Annotated in this window: 22 protein-coding genes and 2 pseudogenes; 14 read left to right on the forward strand and 10 right to left on the reverse strand. The window is 69.7% G+C overall.

Annotation, left to right across the window (positions count from 1 at the left end; all coding sequences use genetic code 11):
• Positions 1 to 69: 69 nt before the first annotated feature.
• Positions 70 to 2,007 (reverse strand): potassium channel family protein, encoded by a 1,938-nt coding sequence (locus tag IE257_RS15110; RefSeq protein ID WP_189968783.1) that lies wholly within the window; start codon positions 2,005 to 2,007, stop codon positions 70 to 72.
• A 186-nt stretch (positions 2,008 to 2,193) separates the two neighbouring features.
• Here IE257_RS15110 and IE257_RS15115 point away from each other — a divergent pair, with 186 nt between their 5' ends.
• The 3 genes and pseudogenes from IE257_RS15115 (at position 2,194) to IE257_RS15125 (ending at position 4,260) form a co-directional block, all read left to right on the forward strand.
• Positions 2,194 to 2,853 carry a methyltransferase domain-containing protein gene (locus IE257_RS15115; protein ID WP_189968785.1) on the forward strand — a complete coding sequence of 220 codons (660 nt, stop codon included), beginning with the start codon at positions 2,194 to 2,196 and terminating at the stop codon, positions 2,851 to 2,853.
• 356 nt (positions 2,854 to 3,209) lie between these two features.
• Positions 3,210 to 3,674, forward strand: a complete 465-nt coding sequence (locus IE257_RS15120; RefSeq protein WP_189968787.1) for an SAM-dependent methyltransferase — start codon at positions 3,210 to 3,212, stop codon at positions 3,672 to 3,674.
• Positions 3,675 to 3,685: 11 nt separating this feature from the next.
• Positions 3,686 to 4,260 (forward strand): annotated as a pseudogene (locus IE257_RS15125) (flavoprotein).
• Between the two features lie 31 nt (positions 4,261 to 4,291).
• Here the strand turns inward: IE257_RS15125 and IE257_RS15130 are convergent.
• The 3 genes from IE257_RS15130 to IE257_RS15140 form a co-directional block, all read right to left on the reverse strand.
• A complete protein-coding gene (locus IE257_RS15130; protein WP_189968789.1) occupies positions 4,292 to 5,227 on the reverse strand; it encodes a hypothetical protein in 936 nt (311 codons plus the stop codon).
• 14 nt (positions 5,228 to 5,241) lie between these two features.
• Positions 5,242 to 6,099 carry a papain-like cysteine protease family protein gene (locus IE257_RS15135; protein ID WP_189968791.1) on the reverse strand — a complete coding sequence of 286 codons (858 nt, stop codon included), beginning with the start codon at positions 6,097 to 6,099 and terminating at the stop codon, positions 5,242 to 5,244.
• Positions 6,100 to 7,409: 1,310 nt separating this feature from the next.
• On the reverse strand, positions 7,410 to 8,084 hold the full coding sequence (locus tag IE257_RS15140) for a helix-turn-helix domain-containing protein (protein ID WP_189968792.1): 675 nt from the start codon (positions 8,082 to 8,084) through the stop codon (positions 7,410 to 7,412).
• A gap of 183 nt (positions 8,085 to 8,267) precedes the next feature.
• Between IE257_RS15140 and IE257_RS15145 the strand changes: the two genes are divergently transcribed.
• Positions 8,268 to 9,458, forward strand: a complete 1,191-nt coding sequence (locus tag IE257_RS15145; protein ID WP_189968794.1) for a cytochrome P450 — start codon at positions 8,268 to 8,270, stop codon at positions 9,456 to 9,458.
• A gap of 155 nt (positions 9,459 to 9,613) precedes the next feature.
• Here the strand turns inward: IE257_RS15145 and IE257_RS15150 are convergent, their stop codons facing one another.
• Positions 9,614 to 10,345, reverse strand: coding sequence for a MerR family transcriptional regulator (locus IE257_RS15150; RefSeq protein ID WP_189968796.1), 732 nt, complete (start codon positions 10,343 to 10,345; stop codon positions 9,614 to 9,616).
• 54 nt (positions 10,346 to 10,399) lie between these two features.
• Between IE257_RS15150 and IE257_RS15155 the strand changes: the two genes are divergently transcribed.
• The 5 genes from IE257_RS15155 to IE257_RS15175 all read left to right on the forward strand — a co-directional run bounded on the left by IE257_RS15155 (position 10,400) and on the right by IE257_RS15175 (position 13,157).
• On the forward strand, positions 10,400 to 10,672 hold the full coding sequence (locus IE257_RS15155) for a hypothetical protein (RefSeq protein ID WP_189968798.1): 273 nt from the start codon (positions 10,400 to 10,402) through the stop codon (positions 10,670 to 10,672).
• Positions 10,673 to 11,089: 417 nt separating this feature from the next.
• Positions 11,090 to 11,413, forward strand: a complete 324-nt coding sequence (locus IE257_RS15160) for a type VII secretion target (protein ID WP_189968800.1) — start codon at positions 11,090 to 11,092, stop codon at positions 11,411 to 11,413.
• Positions 11,414 to 11,416: 3 nt separating this feature from the next.
• Positions 11,417 to 12,304, forward strand: a complete 888-nt coding sequence (locus IE257_RS15165; protein ID WP_189968801.1) for a hypothetical protein — start codon at positions 11,417 to 11,419, stop codon at positions 12,302 to 12,304.
• Positions 12,196 to 12,717, forward strand: coding sequence for an amidase domain-containing protein (locus IE257_RS15170; RefSeq protein ID WP_189968803.1), 522 nt, complete (start codon positions 12,196 to 12,198; stop codon positions 12,715 to 12,717). The genes IE257_RS15165 and IE257_RS15170 overlap by 109 nt, the downstream gene beginning before the upstream one ends.
• Positions 12,717 to 13,157, forward strand: a complete 441-nt coding sequence (locus IE257_RS15175; RefSeq protein ID WP_189968805.1) for a hypothetical protein — start codon at positions 12,717 to 12,719, stop codon at positions 13,155 to 13,157. Before IE257_RS15170 ends, IE257_RS15175 begins: the two co-directional genes overlap by 1 nt.
• Positions 13,158 to 13,225: 68 nt before the next feature.
• Here the strand turns inward: IE257_RS15175 and IE257_RS15180 are convergent.
• The 3 genes and pseudogenes from IE257_RS15180 to IE257_RS38245 all read right to left on the reverse strand — a co-directional run.
• Positions 13,226 to 15,367: pseudogene (locus IE257_RS15180) on the reverse strand (sensor histidine kinase); the annotation flags it as partial.
• A gap of 36 nt (positions 15,368 to 15,403) precedes the next feature.
• Entirely contained in the window at positions 15,404 to 16,093 is a 690-nt protein-coding gene (locus IE257_RS15185) for a response regulator (RefSeq protein ID WP_189968807.1), read from the reverse strand.
• Positions 16,094 to 16,214: 121 nt separating this feature from the next.
• Positions 16,215 to 16,814 (reverse strand): potassium-transporting ATPase subunit C, encoded by a 600-nt coding sequence (locus IE257_RS38245; protein ID WP_229920372.1) that lies wholly within the window; start codon positions 16,812 to 16,814, stop codon positions 16,215 to 16,217.
• Here IE257_RS38245 and IE257_RS15195 point away from each other — a divergent pair.
• Entirely contained in the window at positions 16,813 to 16,962 is a 150-nt protein-coding gene (locus tag IE257_RS15195) for a hypothetical protein (RefSeq protein ID WP_189968809.1), read from the forward strand. The two genes, IE257_RS38245 and IE257_RS15195, sit on opposite strands and share 2 nt — an antisense overlap.
• Positions 16,963 to 17,384: 422 nt before the next feature.
• Positions 17,385 to 17,834, forward strand: a complete 450-nt coding sequence (locus IE257_RS15200; RefSeq protein WP_189968811.1) for a spore-associated protein — start codon at positions 17,385 to 17,387, stop codon at positions 17,832 to 17,834.
• Between the two features lie 344 nt (positions 17,835 to 18,178).
• On the opposite strand, the gene IE257_RS15205 is transcribed toward IE257_RS15200, so the two are convergent.
• A complete protein-coding gene (locus IE257_RS15205; protein WP_189968813.1) occupies positions 18,179 to 19,522 on the reverse strand; it encodes a YhgE/Pip domain-containing protein in 1,344 nt (447 codons plus the stop codon).
• A 133-nt stretch (positions 19,523 to 19,655) separates the two neighbouring features.
• On the opposite strand from IE257_RS15205, the gene IE257_RS15210 reads away from it, so the two are divergent.
• Positions 19,656 to 20,336: a MerR family transcriptional regulator gene (locus IE257_RS15210; RefSeq protein WP_189968815.1), complete on the forward strand. Its 681-nt coding sequence runs from the start codon at positions 19,656 to 19,658 to the stop codon at positions 20,334 to 20,336.
• A 551-nt stretch (positions 20,337 to 20,887) separates the two neighbouring features.
• Here the strand turns inward: IE257_RS15210 and IE257_RS39405 are convergent.
• On the reverse strand, positions 20,888 to 21,070 hold the full coding sequence (locus tag IE257_RS39405) for a hypothetical protein (RefSeq protein ID WP_372452973.1): 183 nt from the start codon (positions 21,068 to 21,070) through the stop codon (positions 20,888 to 20,890).
• 758 nt (positions 21,071 to 21,828) lie between these two features.
• On the opposite strand from IE257_RS39405, the gene IE257_RS15220 reads away from it, so the two are divergent.
• Together IE257_RS15220 and IE257_RS15225 are read left to right on the forward strand one after the other, a co-directional pair.
• Positions 21,829 to 22,191 carry a transglycosylase family protein gene (locus IE257_RS15220; protein WP_189968817.1) on the forward strand — a complete coding sequence of 121 codons (363 nt, stop codon included), beginning with the start codon at positions 21,829 to 21,831 and terminating at the stop codon, positions 22,189 to 22,191.
• A gap of 1,091 nt (positions 22,192 to 23,282) precedes the next feature.
• The gene (locus IE257_RS15225; RefSeq protein WP_189968818.1) at positions 23,283 to 24,329 is read left to right on the forward strand and encodes a UDP-glucuronic acid decarboxylase family protein; all 1,047 of its coding nucleotides are present in this window, start codon (positions 23,283 to 23,285) and stop codon (positions 24,327 to 24,329) included.
• Positions 24,330 to 24,373 lie beyond the last annotated feature (44 nt).

Below are 24,373 nucleotides of genomic sequence, written 5' to 3' on the forward strand. Positions count from 1 at the left end.
TCGCGTCCCAGGGCGCGGAGCTTCGTGGTGAACACCTGGTCTGCGACCTCGTCACCCAGGGCGGGGCTGTCAGCCTTGAGGTCGAGCGAGGTCGTCTCCGCCCCGGCCATCAAGTCGACGGGGGACGGTTTCCCCGCGTCCGAGGAGTTCGGCCAGCCCGCGCCGGGTGGCGGCGAGGACGACGCGGTCCTCCGGCTTGAGGACGTACCCGGGGTGCAGGCCCCAGACCAGGCCCGACTGCCGCGCCGGCTCCTCGGCGGGAGCCGAGGCGAGGTCGGGCCGGCGGTCCTCCGGGGAGGCGGTGTCGAGGGCGAGGACCCGCCAGGCGCCCGGGCGGAACGACTCCGTGATGGTGCGGCCCTCCAGGTGCGGATGGCCGGCCACGTCCACGGCGGCGAAGAGCAGGACCCGTCGTTCGACCGGGATCGCACCGAGGATCTGCCGGCCCATCATCGCTCCGGCGAAGGCGGGGGCGGCGAGGTGTGTCACGCTGCGGCTGCGGGTCAGGGCGGCGGGGTGCGCGGCGCGCAGCGTGCGGTAGACGGCGGTGGCGAAGTCGTCCTCGTACAGGCGCAGTACGGCCCGCAGATTCGGCTTGACGGTGCGGGCGTACAGGGCGGCCTCGAGGTTGGTGGTGTCCGAGCTGGTCAGGGCGAGCAGGGAGTGGGCCCGGTGGACACGGGCCGACTCCAGTACGCCCTCGTCGGTCACGTCGCCGATGATCACGGGCACGCGCAGTGTGCGGGCCAGCGCGAGGCCGCGTGCCTGCGGGTCGGATTCCACGCACACGACCGGGATCTGCAGTTCCCGGAGCCGGGCCAGCACCCTCGTGCCGATCTTGCCGAGCCCCAGCAGGACCACGTGGCCCGACAGCCCGCGCGGTGGCCTGCGCAGGACGGTCGCCGTGCGAAAAGCCCCGAGCGCCTCCAGGGCGGCGGCCACCAGGACCGGGAGCAGGAGCAGGCCCACGAACCCGGCCAGGATCTGGAGGACCTGGCGCTGGGTGGGGTCTCCCACTGCGGGGTCGTTGATGGCGAAGATGTCGAGCAGGGTGATGTATGCGGCGTGCAGGGGATGGTCGCCGGTCGTCACCCACGAGGCAACGGCGAGGGCTGCCACCGCGGCGACCATCCCGGCCATGGACCAGCGCAGCCGCCGGGAGAACAAGGAGGCCACCGGGAGCGCCCCGGCGCCGAGTCTTTGTCTCCTCCGAGTCGGGTCCGTGTGCGTGACCGTTTCGAGGGCCAGGATGCCTCGCCCCGTCGCGGCGGCGACGGCCCGGTCGTCCGGCAGCAGCTGCGGGCCGCGGTCCCCGCTGGATTCCGCGCCCTCGGCGCCTGCCGGGTCGCTGGTCGTCGCGGACAGGAGCGCCAGGGTGCACAGGCCGGGGTCGGCCACCTCGCCTCGCCCCGGAGGCGTACGCTCCACCGCGCGCAGCAAGAGACCGTCGGCCTGGACCACCTTGCTCGTACCCGCGACGGCGCTGGCGGCCAGCGCGGGCGCGGCCGTATCGGCGTCCGAGAGCACGGTGGTCGAGGAGTCCGGCTCCCGCAGGTCGATGCCCGGCTCCGCCACCATCGCGGCCTGGTCCAGGAGCTCCTCCAGGTGCTGGCCGAGCTTGCGGTTGTAGAGCCGGATCACCAGCCGCAGCCTCGGATTGAGCCGGCGTGCCACCAGGGCGGCCCGGAGGTTGGTGTCGTCGTCCTCGTAGACGAGTGCCAGGGCGGCGGCCCCGGCCACCCCCGCAGCGGCCAGTACCTCCTCGTCCGGCTCCGCCGCGTCCAGGATCTGCAGCTCCCGCTCGGCCGGCGGCCCGCCGCTCGCGGTACGTCCCCGTGGCAGGGGGACCCGCCCCAGCAGCCCGCGCCCCGGTACCCCGGAGGCGCGGCCGACGCTGGGCCGAGTGTCGCGGGCGGCGGGCGCTACGAGCGTCACCCGCTCCTTGTAGACCTCCCGCAACTCGGAGGCCAGCCGACGGGCCAGCCCGTCGTCACCGCATACGACCATCCGCCCATCAGGGGCTGGCTGTTGGGACTGCACTGATATCGAAGACACCGCCCAAGGATGCCTTGATCGCAAGGCCGGATCGGCCTCGGCCGCGCACTCGTTCCGGTAGTGCGCGATGCGAGGCCATCCGGGGGAACCGGTGGCCCGGAGCGCACTGCGGTCGGGCTGTGCGGCGAGACATGGGGGATGACCGCTCATGAACACCAGGCCTGGAGCAGCGGCACATACGCGCAGGCGATGCACGTCCCGCAGCACGGCCTGTCCCTGCGCGATGCGGAAGGCTGGCACTTCCCCCTGGATCTGGAGCGGTGGTGTGCCCGGGCGGACGAGGCCGACCGGACGGTGCTGCGCCGGTGCACCGGCCGGGTGCTGGACATCGGATGCGGCGCCGGCCGGCTGGTCGAGGCGTTGACGGGACGGGGCCGCCGCCAGGTCCTCGGCATCGACGTCTGTCCCTCCGCCGTGATCACGACGGTGTGCCGGGGAGGGTCCGCGATGAGCAGGTCCGTCTTCGATCCGCTCCCCGATGAGGGCCGGTGGGGGACGGCGCTGCTGATCGACGGGAACATCGGCATCGGCGGTGACCCCCGACGGCTGCTCCGCCGCGTCCGGAACCTCGTACACCGGGAAGGCCTCCTCCTGGTGGAGGTCGCCTCTACTGATGTGGACGAGCGCCGCCGGGTACGGATCCATGCCGGGCAGCGGCCCGTGAGCGCGGTGTTCCCGTGGGCCACGGTCGGCGCCGCGGCGCTGAACCGCCAGGCAGCGTTGGAGGGATGGACCGAGGTTGAGCGGTGGAGCAGTGCCGGAGGCCGTCACTTCGTCGCGCTGCGCGCCTGCCGCTGAGACCGGTTCCGTTGCCGGGTCCGTACGATCAATTGCACATGGAGCGCCTGTTCCACACGCTCCAGCACGTCTGCCACCAGCTGACGGTGCAGATCCACCTGGGCAGCAACAGGCAGGGATCCAGTCACGACGACCTCCTCAGCGAACGGACGACCGTAGCAGAGAGAGGCCCGCGTGCACGATCTATGTGTCAACAAAGAGTGAGTCAACCTCGTCCACATTGCGGCCCGTTACATGAATGGCAGGCAGGCTGGACGCTCCTTGAACACCGATGGGGGAATCGCCGTCCTGATGGCTGCAGTGCCCCACTCGCCAATAGATTGAGGCCGGGGACGACGAGGCCGGAGGGGAAGCGCATGACACAGTCGCTGGAGATCACGCCGATCGGAACTGTGGTCGGGGGGCGGGTAGACCCCACGGACGACTACTGGGGAGGGCAGGCGATCATCCGTTTGAACCCGGACTTCCCGGTTGAGGTCGTACAGGGCCTGGAGGAGTTCTCGCACCTTCTCGTCGTCTGGCATTTCCACAAGGCATCGCCCGACGATGTCGCCCTCCACGCGCGGAGCCCCCGCAACAATCCGGCCTGGCCGTCCACCGGCACGTTCGTCCACCGCAACCATCGACGGCCGAACCAGCTGGCTCAGTCGTTCCCGCGCCTGGTGAAAGTCGACGGCCTGGACCTGCACGTTGCGGACCTCGACGCGATCGACGGGACTCCGATCTATGACGTCGCGCCGTACTTCCAGGAGATGGGGCCGCGGGGCGAGGTCAGCGAACCGAGCTGGCCGGCGGCGATGCTCGCCGACTACTGGTGCTGAGGACGATTCGCGTGACGGAGCCGCAGCGCAAGCCGTTCCTGTATGTCGTCGTCTGTGCCGCCGGGATCGCCGACGACGTCGGCAAGCTGATCACGGCGGCCCGGGAACGGAGCTGGGACGTCGGGGTCATCGCCACTCCGCATGCTCTGCCTTTCCTCGACATCCCGGCGGTAGAGGCGCAGACGGGCTTCCAGATACGTTCCGGCTGGAGGGCGCCGGGTGACGACCGGCCCCTGCCGCCGGCAGACGCCATCGTGGTCGCCCCAGCCACCTTCAACACGGTCAACAAGTGGGCCGCGGGCTTCGCCGACAACCTCGCGCTGGCCATCCTCTGTGAGGCGTACGGCATGGACATCCCCACCGCTGTCCTGCCGTACGTGAACTCCGCCCTGGCCGCCCACCCTGCATACCGGCCAAGCCTCGCTGAGCTCGGGGGATGGGAGTTTTGATCGGTGGGTTGGAGCCGCACCGGCCCAAGGCGGGCGGGGGAGCGGATCGCTTCCGCTGGGAGGAAGGCTTTGACCTGCTCTCTCCCTTCGTCTCCCGCGCCGGAGATGCCGATCCGACCCAGTGCGGAGTGTCGTGATCCTGGAAGGGGCCCGGCCCATGGAGTCGGATCAGCGGGTGGTGAAAGTTCCCCGGCGGCGCGCGTAGACCACCGCACCGGCGACCGCCGCCACGGCTGCGGCCGCAGTGGCGGAGATCGGCTGCCAGGACGACTCGGGCGCCGGTTTCCCGGATGCAGCAGTGACCTGCCCCGGCTGGTCCTCCACGAGGCCGCCGTATCCGCCGGCCAGGCCCTTGCGGTCGTATTCCGAGCCGGGCATCTTGTCGCCGTAGCGGGCGGTGACCAACTTCTGGTAGGCGGCGAGGGTGATTCCGTGCTTTCCGCCGAGGCCGGTGGTCGCTTCCTCGTTGAGCGGCTCGACCATGCCTTCGGCGGTGAGCCGGTACCAGGCGTGGATCTGCGGCTCGGTGAAGGTACGGGCCTGGGGAGTGCCGCGCTCGGCAAAGCCGACCTCGGCGTCCCCGTCCCGGATGCCCGCCAGCTGCCAGCCCTCGGCCCCGACGTTTTGCGTACCGCTTGCCGGCGTAGCGGCGTTCCCCTTGGGTGCGAGCAACACGGCTGCGTGTTTGCCGTCGGAGGCGGTCACCCGCGAGGCCAGGTAGGAGAGCCGGAGTGCGGTCTGCGGGGTCGCCTGGGTCTTGCCGGTCACGAACTCGGGGCTGATCTCGAACATCGGTACCGGGTCCTTGTTCAGATCGAACCCGGGCGGCGCGGCGACCGCGGCGGGTGCGTTCCCGGGGGTGCCGAAGGTGCCGCCGTCCGCGGCGGGGGCGGTGCGGGGCTGCCGGGCCGAGACCAGGAAGCGGGAGACGGTGTTGCGGAGTTGGTCACTCCCGAGGGCTTGCTGGGCGGACTGGTAGCCCGCGATGCCGTCGCCTTCCGCAGCCTGTGCGGGAACGATTCCGCACAGGGCGGCGGCGAGCGCGGCCGTGGCGAGGACGGCGGCCCGGAGTGCAGCGTGCCTGGCGTGTCGCATGGTCTGCATGGTCGGTCTGCTCCTCAGCCCTGGATGCCGATGCGGGAGTGGGTCCACTGGAACGAGTTGTTGTTTGCGTAAGTGGAGTGGTTCCACCAGGTGTAGGTCTGGGTGGTCTGCCAAGGGTCGCCGACCGCGATCATGCCGGTGGCGCTGTCGTAGCCGTAGATGACGTTCATGTGACCGCCGCCGGTGCGCCAGCCGAACCGGACGGCGAACGGCCGGCCTGCGTCGATCTCGGCGGCGGACTCACCGAACGAGGCGTTGCGGTACAGGCTGCGGCCGCTGTTCCTCAGTCCCAGCCTGGCCAGGCCATTGGCCATGTCCTCCAGCGTCGCGGGCTGGTTGTTGCAGTTCACCCAGGTTCCCTGGGCTGCGAGTTGGCAGAACTGCTCTTGGCTGACGGAGCGGCCCCAGTGCTTGGCGATGGTCACGCCGGAGGCGTCCCAGCACCACTGGGTCCTGACCTGCTTCTGCATGTCGATGCCGAGTGTCTTCGCGGTCGTGGGCGTGGGTTTCGGGTTCGGGGTTGAACCGCAGACCGGCAGGGAGGTGGTGTTTTCCTTGATGAAGGCGTCGGCGATGTAGAACGAGCCGGTGAAGATCCACCTCGGGTTGTTCTCCACGGTGTCGCCGGTGGTCCGGCAGGACATCTGGATCTTGGCGCCCACCTTCGAGGACCCCTTCACCTGTGCCGAGAGTGACGGCTTGGCCCGGTGGTTGACGGTCGTGTAGTTGCCCTGCCCTCCGATGACCGTGCCGCTGACCGCATCGGCCTGGGCGAGGGCATTGAAGCCGAAGAGCAGACCGCCGGAGAGTGCGGCGGTGATCGCGGCTATCAGCGCTTTCTTGCGGCGGGACGCGCGACGTTTGTGCATCATGCTCCTTGATCTGAAATGCGGGAACGGGCCTGCCTGGCGGGGCTCCCATAAGTGGCGAATGGCCAGTTGGCCAGGCCGGTCAGAACCGACCAGAGCGGCGCTCGAAACGGGCGGTGGCGACTCACCGGAGCAGCGGCACAGGGGAGGCGACTCGACCAGCTGAGGCCGCGACCCCGCACCACCAACGCCCCAGGGACGGCGCCGCATTGTCGATGAGGCTGCCGTGACCGACCGGGCAGACATCAGAGGCGACGGACCGACGGTGGCGCAGTCGGCGGCGGTCGCGTTCATGCTGCCGGCGAACGCTCCCGACCAGGTTCTTGCGGTTCCGCATGCGAGGGTGAACTGTCCCCCTGCGCGCACGCCGTCGCGGCAGGGGCGGGAGTGCGCCGTTGCCGTCGCCGTACCAGCGAGAGTCGCTGGGGACGGCGACCGGGAGCCGGACAACTACAGCCGGACGATGCCAATTGACCGAGCGTCATATTCGGGCAGATCGACGACCTTGCACTGCCGGTGAAGCCGAGATTCAGGCCTTCCGCGACCACGCACAACCGCACCTCTTTCCTTGACTGGATTGGGTGCCGGGAATCCTGCCAGAGAGATCGGGGGGCCTGAACACCTTTGCTCTACGCGCGAAGATGTCGCGAATTCAATCACCGCAAAGAAGAGATCTGATAGACCGTCAATTCGGCTACTGTTTTGATGAGTTGGTGATCCCGCAGCCTTGGCCCAGGCCGTTCAACGGCCGCCTGGCGGCGTGGGACTTTACGTAAACTTGATCTACCTCGGCCCTTTATTGGACGCGCCGTCAAGTAGTTGAATCGCCCAGCGTGTGCGCCACGTGACTCTCCATCATTTGATGAAGGAAAATCGACTTCAGGTTTTGCCGCGGAAGGGGCGCCCCTGTCCGCCCGGTCGAGGCAGCCGCCTCTGGACGGGTGCCGGCGTGTCGTGACGCGGCCGCGTCCTGGATACCTCGCGCGACATCTAGCTTCCCGGGCGGGTGATCGCACTGCACTGGCTGAGGCTGCGGCTGGGTGACGCTCGAGCGCAGAGTCCGGAACCTGGCGCTGGCGTCCGGAGTCGCCCCCTCTTCCCACCTCGCGGGTCGTCGGCGATGGCCGGTCTGCTGAACCTGATGCCGCGCTACTTGCCCCGGTACGGCATGGCCCCGCACGGGGCGCGAGCGCTGCGTCCCGTGGTGATCGAGCTCGTCCACCGGCCCTGGTCACCTGCATCCCGGTTCCGAAAGGCAGTCGGACGTCACCGCATTGCCGCTGCGGCGGAACGGATGGTTTCGCAAAGACCCGTCACGCCAGGAGGTCGCGGCATCGGTCGGCCGACTCCAGCATGTCCAGGCTGACCTGCTCCAGGAACGCGCCCACCTTGGCCAGCCGCTGCCCCACGGAGCTGTCGAGCCCGTACGTCTGCGCCGCTGCCGTTGAGGCGTGCGCCGACTCGAGCGTCTGCCGCACGCTGATCACGATCGAGTGGTACCAGGCGTCGTCGTCGACCACGTAGACGTCCCGGCGCCGCCGCGGATCGCGCTCACGCCGGACGTACCCGTGCTGGACCAGGAAGTTCACGGCTACGGAGACGGACGCCGGGCTGACCTTCAGCCTGCGGGTCAGCTCGGCTGCGGTGCGTCTGCCGTCCTCGGACAGCAACAGGTCGACGTGCACGCGCGCTGTCATCCTCGGCAGCCCGGATCTGACCGCCAGCTCGATGATCTCCTCTTCCATCGTGTCGCTCGGCGCTCCGGCCGCGCGCGGGGGTACCGGTGTGCCACGCCGCGCCCGCTGGACCGACGCCCGGTGCGCCTGCTGGGGCCGGTAGCCGCCCTGGCCACTGTTGCGGGCGATCTCCCGGCTGATCGTCGAGGTCGGCCGGTCGATCCGCCTGGCGATCTCGGCATAGGAGAGTCCGTCGGCGAGTCCGGCCGCGATGCGCTGGCGTTCCTGCTGGGTCAACCGTCCTCCAGGCATGCCGCCAGTATTGCCTTCGCCGTCACCCAATGCAACGTCTCGTTGCATTCGAGCGCAGCGTCATTGCATCAATTTGCCGCCAGTCACCTGCATTTATGCCGTTCGATGGATTGCAGACACTCTGAATGCAACGTAGCTTTCGAGATGTCGTGAACGCGCACTATCGCGAGGTGAGGAATGGTCATGGATGAATCGGTCCACACGGTTACGGCGCTGCCGGCGGAGCGTCGGACCGGCTGTCCCTTCGACCCGCCGGCAGAGCTGATCGATGCCCGCAGCCACGGTCCGATCAGCCGCTACACCCACCCCGGCGGGAAGCCCGGCTGGATGATCACCGGACACGACCTGGTCCGGTCGGTCCTGGCCGACCCGCGGTTCAGCTCGCGCAAGGACCTCCTGAACGTGGTCGACTTCGAGATCCCTCCGGCGCCGCCCGGCGAGTTCCTCCTCATGGACGACCCCCAGCACATCCGCTACCGGAAGCCGCTGGTGGGCAAGTTCACCGCTCGGCGGATGCGATTGCTCACCGAGCGCATCGAGCAGATCACGACCGCCTGTCTGGACGCCATGGAGAAGACCGGACCGTCGGCGGACCTGGTGACCGCGTTCGCCAAGCCCATCCCCACCATCGTCATCTGCGAGCTGCTGGGGGTGCCGTACGAGGACCGGGACTCCTTCCAGGAGCAGATCGACAAGTTCATGAACGGGGAGACGAACGACGAGGACCTGATGGCGGCTTACACCGCGACCCAGAACTACCTCGCGGACCTGGTGGCCGCCAAGCGCGCGAACCCCACCGACGACGTGCTCAGCGAACTCACCGACGGCGACCTGACCGATGAGGAGCTGCAGGGGATCAGCCTGATCCTGCTGGCGGCCGGATTCGACACCACCGCCAACATGCTGTCCCTCGGGGTCTTCGCGCTGCTGCAGAACCCGGCGCAACTGGCGGCGCTGCGCGCCGATCCCGCGCTCATCGACCAGGCGGTGGAGGAGCTGCTTCGGTATCTGAGCGTCGCCAAGTCGTTCATGCGGACGGCGCTGGAGGACGTCGAGGTGGGCGGCCAGACCATCGAGGCCGGCACGACGGTCGTCCTGTCGTACAACACCGCCAACCGCGACCCCGAGCGCTACGCGGATCCCCACGTGCTCGACCTCCGGAGGGACACCGGCGGGCACCTGGCCTTCGGCCACGGCATCCACCTGTGCCTGGGCGCGCAGCTGGCCCGCATCGAGATGCGAGTCGCGGTCACCGCGCTGCTGGGGCGTTTCCCCTCCCTGCGCCTGGCCGTACCGGCCGAGGACGTTGCCCTGCGCCCGGAGGCCGCGGACATCCACGGGGTGAAGAGCCTCCCGGTCACCTGGGACGCGTGACCGTCAGCCAGAGGTGGGTGAGGTCGCGTACAGCCGCGGGCCCTCGCCCACCCCGCACCGCAGCACCCCGGCGATGGCGGAGGTCGCCCCGCGTGATGGGCTTCGCCGCCACAGGGCCCCTGTCGTCCGGGCTGCGTAGGGTCTCGGCGAGCACGTCATGTGCCCAGTTGTGCGCGAATGAGCGAGTCGAGACGTTCCCATGCCGGGGACGAAGCGTTGACCCTGCTCTGGATGAGGGCGGGGATCTCGGAGCCCGTATCCAGCCCGGGCCGTTCGTCGGACCCGTAGCGCTCCCGATTCGCCTCGGCGATACGGCGGGCGAGGTCGTCTAGGCGCGGGTCGTCGGCGTCGAGGTCGTGCGCGTGGTCGTAGCCGAGGAAGAGCTGCCGTAGCGCCGGGTCGGACAAGATCTCGGCCTGCTCGTGAAACAGGGCGACCGCGCGGTCTGGATGGGTGGCGAACACGAGGATCCACAGGTCGCGTTGCAGGTCCACCCACCGAGGCGTGAATCCCCAACAGGCCAGGTCCTCCAGATGGGCGACGACTTCGCCGGGCAGCGGTACCAGCCGCCCGGCGGCGAGCCGGCGCAGGCGCCCCTGCGTTTCCTGCAAGCTGCGGATGCGGGCACTGAGTTCGTCGTCGATGCCGCCCAGCGCCTGCCGGAATTCCTCGTCGCTCGCCGCTCTCAGATCCCGGATACGAGCCAGAGGGACGCCGGCCTCTGCCAGTGTCCGGATCTTGATCAGGTCGACAGCGTCGCTCGCACCGTAACGCCGGTAGCCGGACGCATCGCGGTCGGGCTCGGGGAGCAGCCCCTTGTCGTGGTAGACGCGGACGGTCTTGATCGACACTCCGATGTAGCCGGCCAGCTGCCCGATGGTGATCACGCGGCCATCGTCCCACTTGACCTTGCCCCTGGGGCAGGGCTGCAGCATGGCGTCATGGACAACACGAATGTTGATCGGGAGACCCTCCGCGAGCTGGCCGACGAGGGCAACGAGACCGCGCTGGACCGGCTGGCCGATCTCGCGGACGCGGCCGGAGACCTCGCGGAGCTGAGCGACCTGTTGGACGAAGGATCACGACACGCCGGGCTGCTGCTCACGCGACGGGCGGCCGCAGCCGGTGACCTGCGCGAGCTGCAACGGATCTCCGATGCCGGATGCGAAGAGGCAGGAACGGAGCTGGACCGTCTGCTGCAGGCACCGGGGTGATCACCCTGCTCAGGCGCCCGGCCCAGCTCGCGGAGCTGATGGAGCGGCCGGACCTGTGGCCCAAGGCCGCCGAGGAGATCCTTCGTTACCACCACAACGGGGTACTCGGCCTCCCGCGGGAGCCCCGCCGCACGGGGGACGTTGCGGCGGGGCTCTTCAGGGGTGCGCGCCAACGGGTGGGAGGTGACGCGCCCCCTCTCGGTGGGGCTGCCTCGCGGTCGCCCGCTCGACGCCGGCCGCCACCCTGCGGGCCGTATGGCCTCCACCTGCGACACCACCCGCCGGAACGCCACTCCCAACTCGTCCGGTACCGGCTTCTCGACCGGGCCCCGCTCCGGCCATGGCCAGTTCGACGAATGATCACACCGGCGAACCGGTGTCTTAGGATGTGGACGAAGTGATCATGGGGGGAATTTCGTGGATGTAGACATTAAGACGTACTACGTGCGGCAAAGCGCGGGAGGTGCGAGCTCGGCCGCCGAGAAGGCGTTGGAGAACCTCCGCAAGTCCCTCGATTCGAGCGACACGGCAGCCGGCGGCCACCACGGCTGGGCCTCGGCCGGGGCGCTCAAGCGGTGTGCGACCGCCTGGGAGGACCACATGGTCGACCTCGGGAAGCAGATGAACACCATGGCCGACAACCTCCACACCACGGCCAACGCCTACGACACCACGGACGCACAGGCGAAGGACGCCTTCGCCAGGCTTCAGCACGGCCTCGCCGACTTCGGGAGGAGCTGACCCGTGGTCGCCTATCACGACCTGTACGACTGCCGCGTGGACCAGTGGCAGAAGGCGGCGGACGACTGGGTCGACCTCGCCCGGCGTTCCTCTTCCGCCTGCGAGGACATCCGCGCGCAGGGCAAGAAGCCACTCGACGACCACTGGGCGGACGCCACCGGCAAACAGGCCGGCCGGCGCCTGGAAGACCTCGCCAACCGTCTGGAGTCCGGCGGCGACATCATGAAGGGTGTGGCCATGGTGGTCGATGCCCTGGCCCATTCCATGGGCCTCGCCCAGCGCACGCTCTTCCACGCGACCGAGCTGGCGCGCGAGCACGGGCTGAGCATCGAGGACGGCCGCGCCGTGGGCGCGTACACGGGGGCCGCACCCGTCGGCCCGAACGTCCCGCAGAACGTACGCGACGCCTACACCAAGGAACTGGGCCAGATATCCGGGGTCAACGGGCTGATAGAGGAGGCCCTGCGCGAAGCCTCCCAGGCGGATGCGAAAGCCTCCGCCGAACTGGACAAGCTCGCGAAGACCATCAACGTCTCCGACACCTCGCAGGCGCACAACGAGATCCTCGTCGAGGCGTCGCACGTCGAATTCGACATCCTCAGGGCGGACATCCCCGTCGGGAAGGATCCGCACCTCGTCCGCACCTGGTGGGACGGCCTGACGCCGCAGCAGCAGAAGGACCTCATGCGGGCCGACCCCGTGACCTCGCCGACCTCAAGGGCCTGCCGCCCGAGGTCGGGCGCGAGCTGCGCGGACCCGACGGGAAGATCGACCGGGTCGAGATGGTGCGGTACGCGCTCGACCACTGGGACAAGAAGGACGACCTCGACTACGGGGCGCTCGGCAACTGCACCAATTTCGTGTCGTCGAGCCTGGAAGCGGGCGGCATGAAGAAGAAGATCGACCCCTGGACGGGGCTGATGGGCGACGACGCCTGGGGCCGCCAGAGCGGGACCGGGTGGGACTGGCTCGACCAGCACGCGTACCACTCCGAGTCATGGGCACGGGCCGAGGGTCTGCAGAACTTCCTGCTGCACCACGGCAGCAAGGAGGTGCCGAGGGCCGAGGCACAGCCCGGTGACATCGTCTTCTACGAGCAGGTGGCTCCCGGCACGGAAACCGCCCCCGGCGAGACCCACCACGCCGCCGTCGTCACCTCGGTCACCCCGGACGGAGACGTCAAGCTGACCCAGCACACAAGCTCGTTCCAGAACGTGAGTCTGGACAGCCGGGAACACATCGCGAACAGGAACGGGGGCGAGCAGCGCATCCGCATCGTCCGCCCGGAACCGGATTGGTACTGATGGCCACCACCTCGCCCTCCCCCGCCGCGAGCGACGGCACGGCGCGCCCGCGTGCCGTCACGCCGGGCACCGTGACGGCGGCGCTGCTGGTGCCGCTGCTGACCGTGGCCGGTGTGGCCACCTCCCTGCACACGCAGGAGATCGAGCACGGGTGGGCCGACCGGCAGCGCGAAGCCTGCCGGCACCTGCCCTTCCCGATGGCGGAGTACGTCGCGGGGTGGGCCGGTGTGGGCCTCGGCCTGGCGGCGGTGGCCGTGTGCGTGCTGCTCGCACGGCGGCTGCGCGGACGGTACGGCCGCCGGCTCGGGGAGAGCTGGCCGGGCCTCGTCGCCGGTACCACCGTCTGGTTCAACGTTCTGGCGATCCCGATGGAACTGATCCAGCTGTACGTCGTCTACTCGGCCGCGGCGGCGGGGATCAACCTCGGCGACGGGTGCTGACGAGCTCGTGCACGGTGGGCGTGCCTCGTCGGACGCCGCCCGAGAGGATCGCAGCCGCCATGAGCCGTGATCCTCAAGTCGACGCTGTCCTCCGGTACGCCGCCGAGGGCCATCGGGACGACCTCGTCGAGGTCGGTCTCCCGGATGAGCGGCACGACGGCCCCGGTGTTGAGACGGGACACGTCGAGCAGGTTCCCGATGAGGGCGGCGAGGCGGTCGGCGCCGTCCTCGATGCCTTCGAGGAGCTCGGCCTTGTCTTCCTCGGACCATTCGACGTCGGCGGAGCGCAGGGAGGTGACGGAGGCCTTGATGCCGGCGAGCGGGGTCCGCAGGTCGTGGCTGACGGCGGCGAGCAGCGCGGTGCGGATGCGGTTGGCCTCGGCGAGCGCCCGTGACTTCTCGGCCTCGTTGACGAGGCGCTGGCGGTCGAGGGCCACGGCCGCCTGCGCGGCGAAGGCGCCGAGGACACGGCGGTCCTCGGCGGGCAGCACCCGGCCGGTGAGGGCGAGAGCCATGTTGTCGCCCATGGGCAGGTCCACGTCCGCGTCCTCCGGACGTCCTACCGGGCTGGTGCCGACGGAAGCCGCAGTGGTCCAGGGGTCGACTTCGCTGGTGCGCTCCAGGAGGGCGACCGACTGCATGGCGAAGGTCTCGCGCAGGCGCTCCAGGAGGGCGTCGAGGGAGTTCTCGCCGCGCAGGACGCTACCGGCGAGGAAGGAGAGGATCTCGGACTCGGCGCGCAACCGGGCGGCCTGGTGGGTGCGCCGGGCGGCCAGGTCGACCACCGAGGCGACGGACACCGCCACACCGACGAAGATCGCGATGGCGACGATGTTCTTCGGGTCGGAGATGGTGAACTCGTGCAACGGCGGGGTGAAGAAGTAGTTCAGTAGGAGCGAGCCGAACGCCGCCGAGGCCAGCGCGGGGAGCAGCCCGCCGAGCAGGGCCGCTGCCACCGTGCAGGTCAGGAAGAGCAGCATGTCGTTGGCAAGGCCCAGGTCGGGCACGACCAGGTTGAGCAGGACGGCGAGCAGCGCGGGGCCGGCCATGCCGGTGAGCCATCCCCAGATGATGCGGGACCGGCCGAGGCGCGCGCTCCGGGCCACCGGCAGGCTGCGGCGGCCCTTGGCCGCCTCGTCGTGGGTGACGATGTGGACGTCGAGGTCCGGGCCAGATTCGCGGGCAACCGTGGCGCTGACACCGGGACTGAGACGGACTGCCACGACCGTCTGCGGCTGACGCCGAGCACGATCTGGGTGGCGTTGCAGCCGCGGGCGAACTCCAGGAGCGCGTCGGGGGATGCTGTCGCCTATGACGTGGTGGAAGGTGCCGCCGAGGTCCTCGACCAGGGTCCGCTGGACGGCGAGTTCCTTGGGGGAGGCGGAGGTGAGGCCGTCGCTGGCGGCGATGTAGACGGCGAGGACCTCGCCGCCCGCGCCCTTCTCGGCCAAGCGGGCCGCGCGGCGGATGAGCGTACGGCCCTCCGGACCGCCGGTGAGGCCGACGACGATGCGCTCGCGGGCCTGCCAGGTGGAGCGGATGTTGTGCTCGCCCCGGTACTCCTGCAGGTACTCGTCCACTCGGTCGGCGACCCAGAGCAGCGCGAGCTCGCGCAGGGCGGTCAGGTTGCCGGGGCGGAAATAGTTGGAGAGGGCCGCGTCGACCTTGTCGGGCTTGTGGACATTGCCGTGGGCCATGCGGCGGCGCAACGCCTGCGGGGACATGTCGACCAGCTCGATCTGGTCGGCGCGCCGCGCGACCTCGTCGGGGACCGTCTCCCGCTGACGGACACCCGTGATCGTCTCGACCACATCACCCAGCGACTCCAGGTGCTGGATGTTGACGGTCGAGACGACGTCGATGCCCGCCTGGAGGAGCTCCTCCACGTCCTGCCACCGTTTGGCGTTGCGGGAGCCGGGAACGTTGGTGTGGGCGAGCTCGTCCACCAGCGCCACTGCGGGGCGCCGCGAGAGGATCGCGTCCACGTCCATCTCGGTGAAGGTGGAGCCCCGGTACCCGATCTCGCGCCGCTCGATGAGTTCCAGGCCGTGCAGCATCACCTCGGTGCGCGGCCTGGAGTGGTGCTCGACGAAGCCGACGACGCAGTAGGTGCCCCGCTCGATCCGGCGATGCGCCTCGGACAGCATGGCGTACGTCTTGCCGACGCCCGGCGCCGCGCCCAGGTAGATGCGGAGCTTGCCGCGTCCCATGTTCCGTCTCTTCTTCTTGCTGGGGAGTGGGGGCGATCAGGGTTCGAAGCGGTATCCCATACCGGGTTCGGTGATCAGATAACGGGGGTGGGAGGGGTCCGCTTCCAGTTTGCGCCGGAGCTGGGCCATGTAGACGCGCAGGTAGTTGGTGTTCTCCCCGTACGTCGGCCCCCACACCTCCAGCAGCAGCCTGCTCTGCGTGATCAGACGACCGGGGTGAGTGATCAGGATCTCCAGCAGGTGCCATTCGGTCGGGGTGAGCCGTACGCTGCGCTCGCCCCGCCACACCTTCTTCGCGACCAGGTCGATCGTGAATTCGTCGGTCGTGACGACGGAGACCTCGGTCGCCTGCGAGGCCGCCGGGGCCTCCTGTCTACGGGTGGCTGCCCGGAGGCGGGCCAGCAGCTCGTCCATGCTGAACGGTTTCGTCACGTAGTCGTCGGCGCCGGCGTCCAGGGCCCGGATCTTGTCCTCGGAGGTGTGGCGTGCGGAGAGGACCAGGATGGGGACCTTGCTCCAGCCGCGGACGCCCTTGATGACGTCGATGCCGTCCATGTCGGGCAGGCCGAGGTCCAGCACTATGACGTCCGGCTTGCGGGCCGCCGCGAGCCGGAGGGCCGATCCGCCGTCGCCGGCCTCCTCCACCTCGAACGTGCGCGCCTGAAGATTGATCCTCAGTGCGCGGACGAGCTGAGGGTCGTCCTCCACCACCAGCACCCGGGTCATCGGTGTGCAGCCTTTCCTTCGGTACGGGCACGGCGGGAGCCGACGGGGCGTTGCCGGCCCCCGGCCGAGGCCGGGGGAGCGGCGCGCCCCGCCGGCTCCCGGAGACGTGCGTTGTGGAACATCAGCCCTTGGAGAGCGCCTTCAGGGCGATGTTGAGTTCGAGGACGTTGACGCGCGGTTCGCCCATGAAGCCGAGGGTGCGGCCGGTGGTGTGGTCGGCCACGAGCTTCTCGACCTGCTTGACGTCGAGATTGTTCTGCTCGGCGACCCGGTGGACCTGGAGCGTGGCGTACGCGGGGGAGATGTTCGGGTCGAGGCCGGAGCCGGAGGAGGTGACGGCGTCGGCGGGGACGTCCTGCGGCTTGACCAGGTGCGCGGCCGTGGAGTTGTCCGCGATGACGGCTTCCTTGGCGGCGACGACCAGGGCGCAGAGGGTGCCCTCCTCCGCGTCCTTGGCGCAGACCCCTGGTGGGACAGGCCGGCCGTGTCCAGGGCGGCGCCTGCCTGCGCGCCAGGGCGACGGCCGCCAGGCGGGCTTCTTCGAGAGGCACGGGGCGCCCGGGAAGCGGGTCGAGGCGGAAGCGGAGCGGCGGCTACGGCTGGACCAGCGAAGGCCGCCGCTGCTACGCCAACGGCCTCGGCTCCGACGTCTCCCTCGTCGGCGTCCCAGCCCGCTCGAACCGGCAGAGTCCGACCAGGACCCGACCACCTGGACGCCCATGGCCCAGGTCCACTGCCGCTACCTCGGCGAGTGGGTCGCCACCAAGCACCGCTGGGGCCTCGCCGGAGACCAGGCCGAGCGGGATGCCCTCCTGCAGTACGCGGCGACCTGCCCCAACGCCCGCATCACCTACGACCCCGCCCCCTGACCCCGCAGCCCGCAACCAGGCCGTGGGGCGGAGGATGCCGCCTCCGCACGGCCCGGCCGGTCGGGGTGGGGTTGGATGCTGCCGAACGAGGCGGTGGCCGGCGACGTGTGACGGTAGTCGGACGTGCCCGCAACCGGGCAGCGCCACGGGGCTGAGAGCGGCCCTTCAGGCGCAGCTCCTGCGGCGGCTCGGACTCTGAGGACTCAGCCCGGGGCACGGCATCGCGCCCCGGGGCCCCGTCATGGCGCCGTGTCTCGGGGAAAGGGCTGCTCCCTCTCGAAGCGTCCCCGTCCCGGGAGCGTCGAAAAGGCGCCAATCAGGTGGCGCGGTCGCGTCTTTTGCCGACGATGCGCAACCGTTCCGCCGTCCTTCATGTCACACCATGCAGGAGCGACCAACTCCAATGACGACCAGGGGGAAACATGAAATTCACCCGTTCCGTCCTTACCACCACCGCATTCGCCGCTCTGGCCCTGGGAGCCACGACCGCGCTGGCGGCGCCCGCCACCGCCGCGCCCAACACCACGCCGCAGAAGGTCTGCGGAAGCGCCTACAAGACCGTGAATTCGGCCGCCATCGGCTCGCTGGGCACCGTCTACCTGACGTACAACGCCTCGAACGGCAAGAACTGCGTCGCGACCATCCGCAACAATCCGGGTGCGGCCGTGGACATGGCCCTCTGGATCGAAGTCCCCGAAACCTGGGAGCGGGGCGAGGACTACGGCCGGTACACGTCGTACGCGGGCCCGGCCTACGTCTACGGCAAGGGCCACTGCGTCGACTGGGGCGGGGGCATCAGCAACGTGCACGTGCAGGTGTACAACTCCAACTGTGGCGCGCGCAAGGAGCACCGGGTCACCGAGGTCCGCTGACCCGAGCTCCTCCTGACCGCGTCGTCCTGTGCCGTCGTGCGGTCGTCGGGGGCAGGACCTACGACCCGACGACCGCACCGGAACCGCCGCGGTCCGGCTCGCTCCGGCAGACTCGCCGAGTTCTGCCGGAGCGAGAGCCCGTCCTGCCTCATCCCCCGGGTGCGCGGCCGTCCCGTCGGCGCGTCGCCGCAACCGGGGCACCTGGAGCAGATGCGGTCCTGGTTCGGCCGACAGCACTCACCCGGACCGACACCCAGCTGCTCGTCGGCGAAACGGACCACCGCCTCCGCGACCACGGACAGGTCCTCGGTGGGGACACCCCGAGCATCCGCACACAGCTCACCTCAGGCCGTGGCCGGTGCAGGGCTCTCGGGGGCCTCCGGGGTCCGGGCGGGAATCTCGGCCTCGGCCTCGGGATGGGGGATGCGGTGCAGCCCCCTGCGGTCGTAGAGGTGGGTGACGGTGAAGCCGAAGATCAGCGCTGCGACCAGGGCGACGCCCATCGAGGCCCACGCCCGGGTCAGGCCCGCATCGGCCTGGGCCCCGTAGTAGAGCAGGGAGCGGAGCCCCTCGGTGATCTGGCGCAGCGGTTCGAACTCGGCGAGGGCGCGGAAGAACCCGGGCAGTGCCTGGACGGGCACGGTGGCGCCGGAGGAGGGGACGGCCATCGCGACGAAGACGATGGTGGCGAGCAGCATGCCGGGGGTGCCGAAGGCGGCGAACAGGGCCAGGCTGCCGATGCCGACGACCGCGATGGTGGCGACCGAGTAGAGCCACAGCTGGTCCAGGTGGGAGGCGTCCATGTCGAGGATGCCGACCGTGGCGACCTCGACCAGGGTGCCCATGACCAGTGACAGACCGAGCATGAGCGCCATGCCGATGGCCAGAGTGCGGACGCGGCTGGTGTGCTGGACGGGTTCGCGCTTGCGGAAGGGACCGAAGTCGGTGTGCAGGTAGCCGAGCGCGGTGTCGACCTGGGAGTTGACCACGTTGGCGCCGAGCATGCCGCAGACGACCAGGACCAGCGCGTAGTAGAAGGCGCTCAGGCCCATGGCGCTGCGGGGTCCGACGGGGTGGCCGTCGGCGACGGTCACGGTCACCGGGTCGGCCAGCTTGAGCTGGGCGGCCGTCGGGAGGGGGGTCTTCTGGGCGCCGGCCTGCTTGAGCAGTTCCTGGCCGAGCTGGGTGGAGGCGGCGTGGGCGGCCTTCTGCGCGGCCTGCGATGCCATGGAGGAACCGATGCTGCCGGCGGCCTGGTTGGTCAGCACGGTCAGGGTCGGCTGGGTCGCCTTGCCCTGGGGCGCGGGCTGAGGGGCGGCGAGCCCGGTCACTGTGGCCGAGAAGTCGTCGGGGATGACGAGGGCGCCGAAGACCTTGCCCTTGCCCAACCGCTTGTCGGCTTCCTCGCGGTTCACGAACTGCCAGTCGATGCTCTTGTCACCCTTGGCCGCCTGCTGGATCGCGGAGACGACCTGCTCGCCGATGTTGACATGGCGGCCGCCCGCGTCGGCGCCGCGGTCGGCGTTGACCACGGCCACGGGCAGGTCGCGCAGGTTGCCCCTGGGGTTGACGTTGCCGCCGACGTAGAGCAGGGCGAACAGCATCGAGACCACTGCGGCGATGAGCCCCGTTCCGATCCACAGCTGAGGTCGGCGGAGCACGGAGGGGGGCGGCGTGGGCTGAGGCATCGATTCTCCGGTGCGGCTGCATTCCTGGAACTGGATACTTGAAGTATCCAGCTACTGGATAGTGGCAGTATCTTGTTGTGGTGTCCAATCGTCGATGCCGAGTACCGGGCCGTACGACCGGGAGGGAAGCCGCATGAAGATCTCGGAGCTCAGCCGGCGGACCGGCGTGCCGGTCGCCAGCATCAAGTACTTCCTGCGGCAGGGTCTGCTGCCCGCAGGGCGGGCGACGGCCGCGACCGCGGCCGAGTACGGGGAGGAGCACGTGCAGCGGCTGCGGCTCATCAAGGCGCTGACCACGCTCGGCGGCCTGTCCATCGCCGCTACCCGTGACGTGCTCGGGGCCGTCGACCGGGCCCACAGCGCCGAGGGCGCCCTCGGCGCGGTCAGCTACGCACTCCCGGTTCCGGTCGCGTCCCTGCATGACGCAGACCCCGCCGAGGAGGCCGAGGGCGAGGCGGCCGCCGGGGCCGAGGTGGCGGAGCTGCTCGCAGCCCTGGACTGGCAGGCGCCGGGTACGTCACCGCACGTGAAGGCGCTGACGGCGGCGCTGAAGGAGTTGCGGAGGCTGGACGCGCAGTACGCCCCGGAGGAGCTCGCCGCCTACGCCCGGCTGGCAGAGCAGGTGGCCCTGCTGGACCTGGAGCGCGCGGCCGGCATCGACGACCCGGTGTCCCTGGCCGAGCGGGCGGTCGTCGTCCTCGCGATCTGCGCCCCGGTGTTCGAGCTGCTGCGGCGTCTCGCCCAGGAGGACCAGGTCAGGCGCCGAGTCGCGGGGGGCGGCGGTGGCGGCGATGAGTACGCGGCGCCACGTTAGCGCCGGCAGGCCGCTTATGATCATGAATTCCTCGCAGACGGTGCGTCCCCCGCCCGCACCGGTGGAGCCGGGCAGCGACTTCGCCCGGCTCTCGATGAAGATCCAGGCGGCAGGCCTCATGAGCCGGCGCCCCGGCTACTACACCCTCCGCATCACCGCCGTCACAGTCCTCTACGTCGCCGGCTGGACGGCTTTCGCAATGATCGGCGACAGCTGGTGGACGCTCCTGTCCGCCGGATGCCTCGCCCTGGCGTTCGGCCAGGTGGCCCTTCTGGCGCACGACGTCGCGCACCGCCAGGTCTTCCGGCTCCGCAAGCCCAGTGAACTGTCCGGGCATATCGCTGGGAACCTCGGCATCGGCATGGGGTACGGCTCCCGACATCCGCGTGTGGGCCCAGGACCAGGCCCGGTCGCCACGGGACTGCCGCGGCTGCTGGACCGTCACCGTGCATGGGAAGGCGTCCTGCTCTTCACGCACTTGGCGGCCTCTCTCGGTGCACTGTTCCTGGTGCTGTCGCCCGTCAGGGCCATCGCGGTTCTCGTTGTGTCCATCAATGCCTCTTCGGCGTCTGCCCCCGCTCGAACTTGCCCCGAACCACAAAGGCATGCCGGTGCTGCGCGGCACCGACCGCCCGGACTTCCTGCGCCGTCAGGTGCTGACTTCCCGCGACGCAAGGGACGGCCGTTTCACCGACGTGGTGTTCGGCGGCCTGAACCACCAGATCGAGCACCACCTCTTCCCGAGCATGCGGAGCCCGACCTGCGCCGGGCCAGGACATCGTCCACAGCCACTGCCGGGAGCTGGGTGTCAGCTACCTGGAGACCAGCCTGATGGGTTCCTGCCGGCAGACGCTCGCCAGCCTTCACGATGCCGGCCCCGGCACCCGGGGCGGGTGTCGGGACCGGCATCGTCATGTGGGGGAGAGGCCGGGCGGGTCGGCCTCCGAAGGGGGTGGCGGTGCCGTAGTAAGGGGCCCGGTTCCTAGCGGCAGCCGGTGTCACCGGGTCGGGGCAGACGGTGGGCCTTGGCCAAGGGATCTCGCCATGCAGAAGACCCGCCTTTCGCTCGTCGAGGGCCGCGGCCACCAGGGTGAGTGGGAAAGAGCAGCACAGGACCCTTGTGGGGAAGCCGGGCAACGCTGCCCGCCGGGTGATCGGACTGGTCAAGTCGGTTCAGCCACACCGGTGTTCGGTGATTGCCCGTGGGGTGGGACCGGGAACGGCGGGTAGCAGTGTGGTCTTGCGGGTGTCGTGCTCGCCGACGGCTTGGAGGGTGCGCAGGTTGAAGCCGGCCACCTGGACATGTCACGGTCGGGGAGATCTATTGAGGGGGCGCAGAGCGTCCGTTCGGGTGACGTCACTCCTTCGCCGACGGCAAGTGCCGCTGAGGGCAAGTCGGTCCGTGCTGTGCTGTGGAAACGGCCCGAAGGCGGTCGTACGCGGGCCCGCCCGCCGTTCGTGGCAGGCCCGACCCAACAGCGAAGGAGGACTGATGTCGCACCAACACAAGGACCGGCGAAGCCGGAGAATGATCGGCCAATTGCTTGCCTCTGTAAGCTTGTTGGGGGTGGCCCTGTTGAACGCATCCGGGGCCGACGCCGCTGCGGTCCACTCCAAACCGAACCGCGACTGGGACGCCATCGCACGGTGTGAATCCGGCGGGAACTGGCGGGCGAACACTGGCAACGGCCATTACGGTGGACTGCAGTTCACCCAGTCGAGCTGGAACGCGGCGGGAGGCCGCAAGTACGCACCCCGCGCGGACCTCGCCACGAAGGCGGAGCAGATCGCGACGGCGAAGAGACTCGCCAAGATCCAGGGCATGGGGGCTTGGACCTGCGCACGTCGCCGCTGACGGGCACCCTCAGGCAGGGGAGCGGGAGCCGTCTCGCTGGGGACTCCCGATCGGACGCGCCGACGGTCAGCATTTGTTGCCGAGCGCGTCGATCTTCTCGCCGAACCGAATGTGGTTGTTGGTGACTGACTGGGCCGTATTTTCCTGCCTTGTCGGGCGCCCAGTCGGTGAAGTTCCGGTCGCGTTGGTCCGGGACAACCTCAAGGGGCCCATGCGGACGTGCCACGTCGTATCCGTCGGCTCCGTCCCTGAAGTGCCTGAATCAGAAGGTGTTGCTCCGTCACGTGGCGTGGGACGGCTCGTCGCTCGCGTCGAGATCCTTGGGTTCGGAGAGTGTCCACGGTGCGACGACGTGGTGCTCCTCGATGCCTGCGGGGGGTCCATGTGCCGCATCCGGCCACGTTGCAGGGCCGGATGCGGCGAGTGGCCGTGGGTCGGTTCGTCGGTCGCCCGGACGCCGACAGGCCCCTCTCGATCGCGTTCGCGTGGTGCGCCCCGCCCGGGGAGTCAGTGGGGTCGGCGGGCGTCGGCCTGTCGGACCTCGGAGCCCCGTGGCCGGTAGCCGGCGACGAGCCATGCGGCGCTGCCGCCCTCGGGGCGCAAGAACACGGATTCGGGGATGACGGCGGCGTGCCCGGGGGATGCCGCGCTCGGCGCGGACCCGCAGGGAGGGGCCGGGGTCGGGGGCTGCCGAAGAGGTCGTCCGGGGGGAACGCGCTCCGGCAGGTTTGCGAGCCACGGGCGACGAGCGACAAGCGGCGTGGGTGAGCTCAGCAGGGCTTCCCGGCGTGGTGCTGTGCCGTCCGGCCATTGACGCGCGCGGCGGCGGCTCACACGCACGAGTGAGGCACGACCGTGGGCCGATCGCAGCGCGAGGCCTTGGGCGCCCTGGGTCGACGGCGAGCGGTGCACCGGGGTGGGCGGCCAAGCGGCGTAGCGCGGATTTGCGCTGCACAAAAATGCCTTACGTATCTCCATATTCTTTGCCTAGTTTTCCCCCGAGCCCGTTCGCTTCCGGCCGCCGTGCATGTGGGTCGGCTGTACCAGGAACGCGATCCGAGGCTTTCCGGTCCCGATTCCTGGAGAAGCGTATGCGCGTTGCCGTCACCGGTGGCGGTGGATTTCTTGGGTCCCATCTCTGCGAAGCCCTTCTGAGGCGCGGGGACTCCGTGGTGTGCCTGGACAACTTCTCGACAGGCGAGCCCAGGAACATTGCCCACCTGCTCTCCAATCCAGCGTTCGAATTCATCCATGCCGATGTCAGCGTCATGATGGAGGTAGCCGGCCCTGTCGACGCCGTCGCCCATCTGGCGAGCCCCGCGTCCCCGCCCGATTACCTCCGGCAGCCGCTGGAAACGCTCGCCGTGGGCAGCAGGGGGACGGAGAACGCCCTCCGTCTCGCGCTGCGTCATCGTGCCCGGTTCATCCTCGCGTCGACGAGTGAGGTCTACGGCGACCCTCTGGTCCACCCGCAGGACGAGGACTACTGGGGCAACGTCAATTCCGTCGGACCCCGCAGTGTGTACGACGAGGCGAAACGATTCGCGGAGGCGATCTCGGTCGCCTACCGCCGTACCCACGGTGTGAATGTCGGTATCGCGCGGATCTTCAACACGTACGGTCCGCGCATGCGCCCGCACGACGGGCGGGTGGTTTCGAGCTTCATCACCCAGGCCCTCACAGGCGAACCCCTGACCATTTACGGAGACGGAAAGCAGACCCGCAGCTTCTGCTACGTCGACGACCTGGTCCGCGGGCTCGTGGCCCTGATCGACTCCTCCGAGGCAGGACCCTTCAACCTGGGGAATCCTGTCGAGCGAACGGTCACCGAGCTCGCCGAGATGGTGCTGGAGCTCACCGGCTCGCTGTCGGAGATCCAGTACCACCCGCTCCCCGTCGACGACCCGACCCGCAGGCGCCCGGTCATCTCCCGGGCGCGGGCCGCGCTCGGCTGGTCGCCCGAGGTGGACATCGAGGAGGGGCTGCGCAGGACGAGTGACTGGTTCGCCTCCCGACCCGCCGATCTCTCGGCCGGGGCCGCCGCGATCCGCGGCGGCCAGGAGGAAGGGATGCCGCCCCCGAGGAGGTACGCCGGCGCTGCGTCCGACAGGCCGGAATCCGTTCCCGCACCGGCCTGAACGAGTCCGGCTCCTTCCTTCCGGCGGGGAGCGGCGTCTGCGCA

The sequence above is a fragment of the Streptomyces avidinii genome (genome assembly GCF_014650695.1).
In the GTDB taxonomy this organism is placed as follows: Bacteria; Actinomycetota; Actinomycetes; order Streptomycetales; family Streptomycetaceae; genus Streptomyces; species Streptomyces avidinii.

Excerpts from the sequence above, each read along its gene's own strand:
- IE257_RS15130 (WP_189968789.1), bottom strand. The coding sequence starts at position 5,227 with ATGCAGACCATGCGACACGCCAGGCACGCTGCACTCCGGGCCGCCGTC.
- IE257_RS15110 (WP_189968783.1), bottom strand. The coding sequence starts at position 2,007 with ATGGTCGTATGCGGTGACGACGGGCTGGCCCGTCGGCTGGCCTCCGAG.
- IE257_RS15205 (WP_189968813.1), bottom strand. The coding sequence starts at position 19,522 with ATGCCTCAGCCCACGCCGCCCCCCTCCGTGCTCCGCCGACCTCAGCTG.
- IE257_RS38245 (WP_229920372.1), bottom strand. The coding sequence starts at position 16,814 with ATGGGCGTCCAGGTGGTCGGGTCCTGGTCGGACTCTGCCGGTTCGAGC.
- IE257_RS15200 (WP_189968811.1), top strand. The coding sequence starts at position 17,385 with ATGAAATTCACCCGTTCCGTCCTTACCACCACCGCATTCGCCGCTCTG.
- IE257_RS15225 (WP_189968818.1), top strand. The coding sequence starts at position 23,283 with ATGCGCGTTGCCGTCACCGGTGGCGGTGGATTTCTTGGGTCCCATCTC.
- IE257_RS15140 (WP_189968792.1), bottom strand. The coding sequence starts at position 8,084 with ATGCCTGGAGGACGGTTGACCCAGCAGGAACGCCAGCGCATCGCGGCC.
- IE257_RS15195 (WP_189968809.1), top strand. The coding sequence starts at position 16,813 with ATGGCCCAGGTCCACTGCCGCTACCTCGGCGAGTGGGTCGCCACCAAG.
- IE257_RS15210 (WP_189968815.1), top strand. The coding sequence starts at position 19,656 with ATGAAGATCTCGGAGCTCAGCCGGCGGACCGGCGTGCCGGTCGCCAGC.
- IE257_RS15220 (WP_189968817.1), top strand. The coding sequence starts at position 21,829 with ATGTCGCACCAACACAAGGACCGGCGAAGCCGGAGAATGATCGGCCAA.
- IE257_RS15145 (WP_189968794.1), top strand. The coding sequence starts at position 8,268 with ATGGATGAATCGGTCCACACGGTTACGGCGCTGCCGGCGGAGCGTCGG.
- IE257_RS15170 (WP_189968803.1), top strand. The coding sequence starts at position 12,196 with ATGGTGCGGTACGCGCTCGACCACTGGGACAAGAAGGACGACCTCGAC.
- IE257_RS15135 (WP_189968791.1), bottom strand. The coding sequence starts at position 6,099 with ATGATGCACAAACGTCGCGCGTCCCGCCGCAAGAAAGCGCTGATAGCC.
- IE257_RS15120 (WP_189968787.1), top strand. The coding sequence starts at position 3,210 with ATGACACAGTCGCTGGAGATCACGCCGATCGGAACTGTGGTCGGGGGG.
- IE257_RS15175 (WP_189968805.1), top strand. The coding sequence starts at position 12,717 with ATGGCCACCACCTCGCCCTCCCCCGCCGCGAGCGACGGCACGGCGCGC.
- IE257_RS15185 (WP_189968807.1), bottom strand. The coding sequence starts at position 16,093 with ATGACCCGGGTGCTGGTGGTGGAGGACGACCCTCAGCTCGTCCGCGCA.
- IE257_RS15155 (WP_189968798.1), top strand. The coding sequence starts at position 10,400 with ATGGACAACACGAATGTTGATCGGGAGACCCTCCGCGAGCTGGCCGAC.
- IE257_RS15115 (WP_189968785.1), top strand. The coding sequence starts at position 2,194 with ATGACCGCTCATGAACACCAGGCCTGGAGCAGCGGCACATACGCGCAG.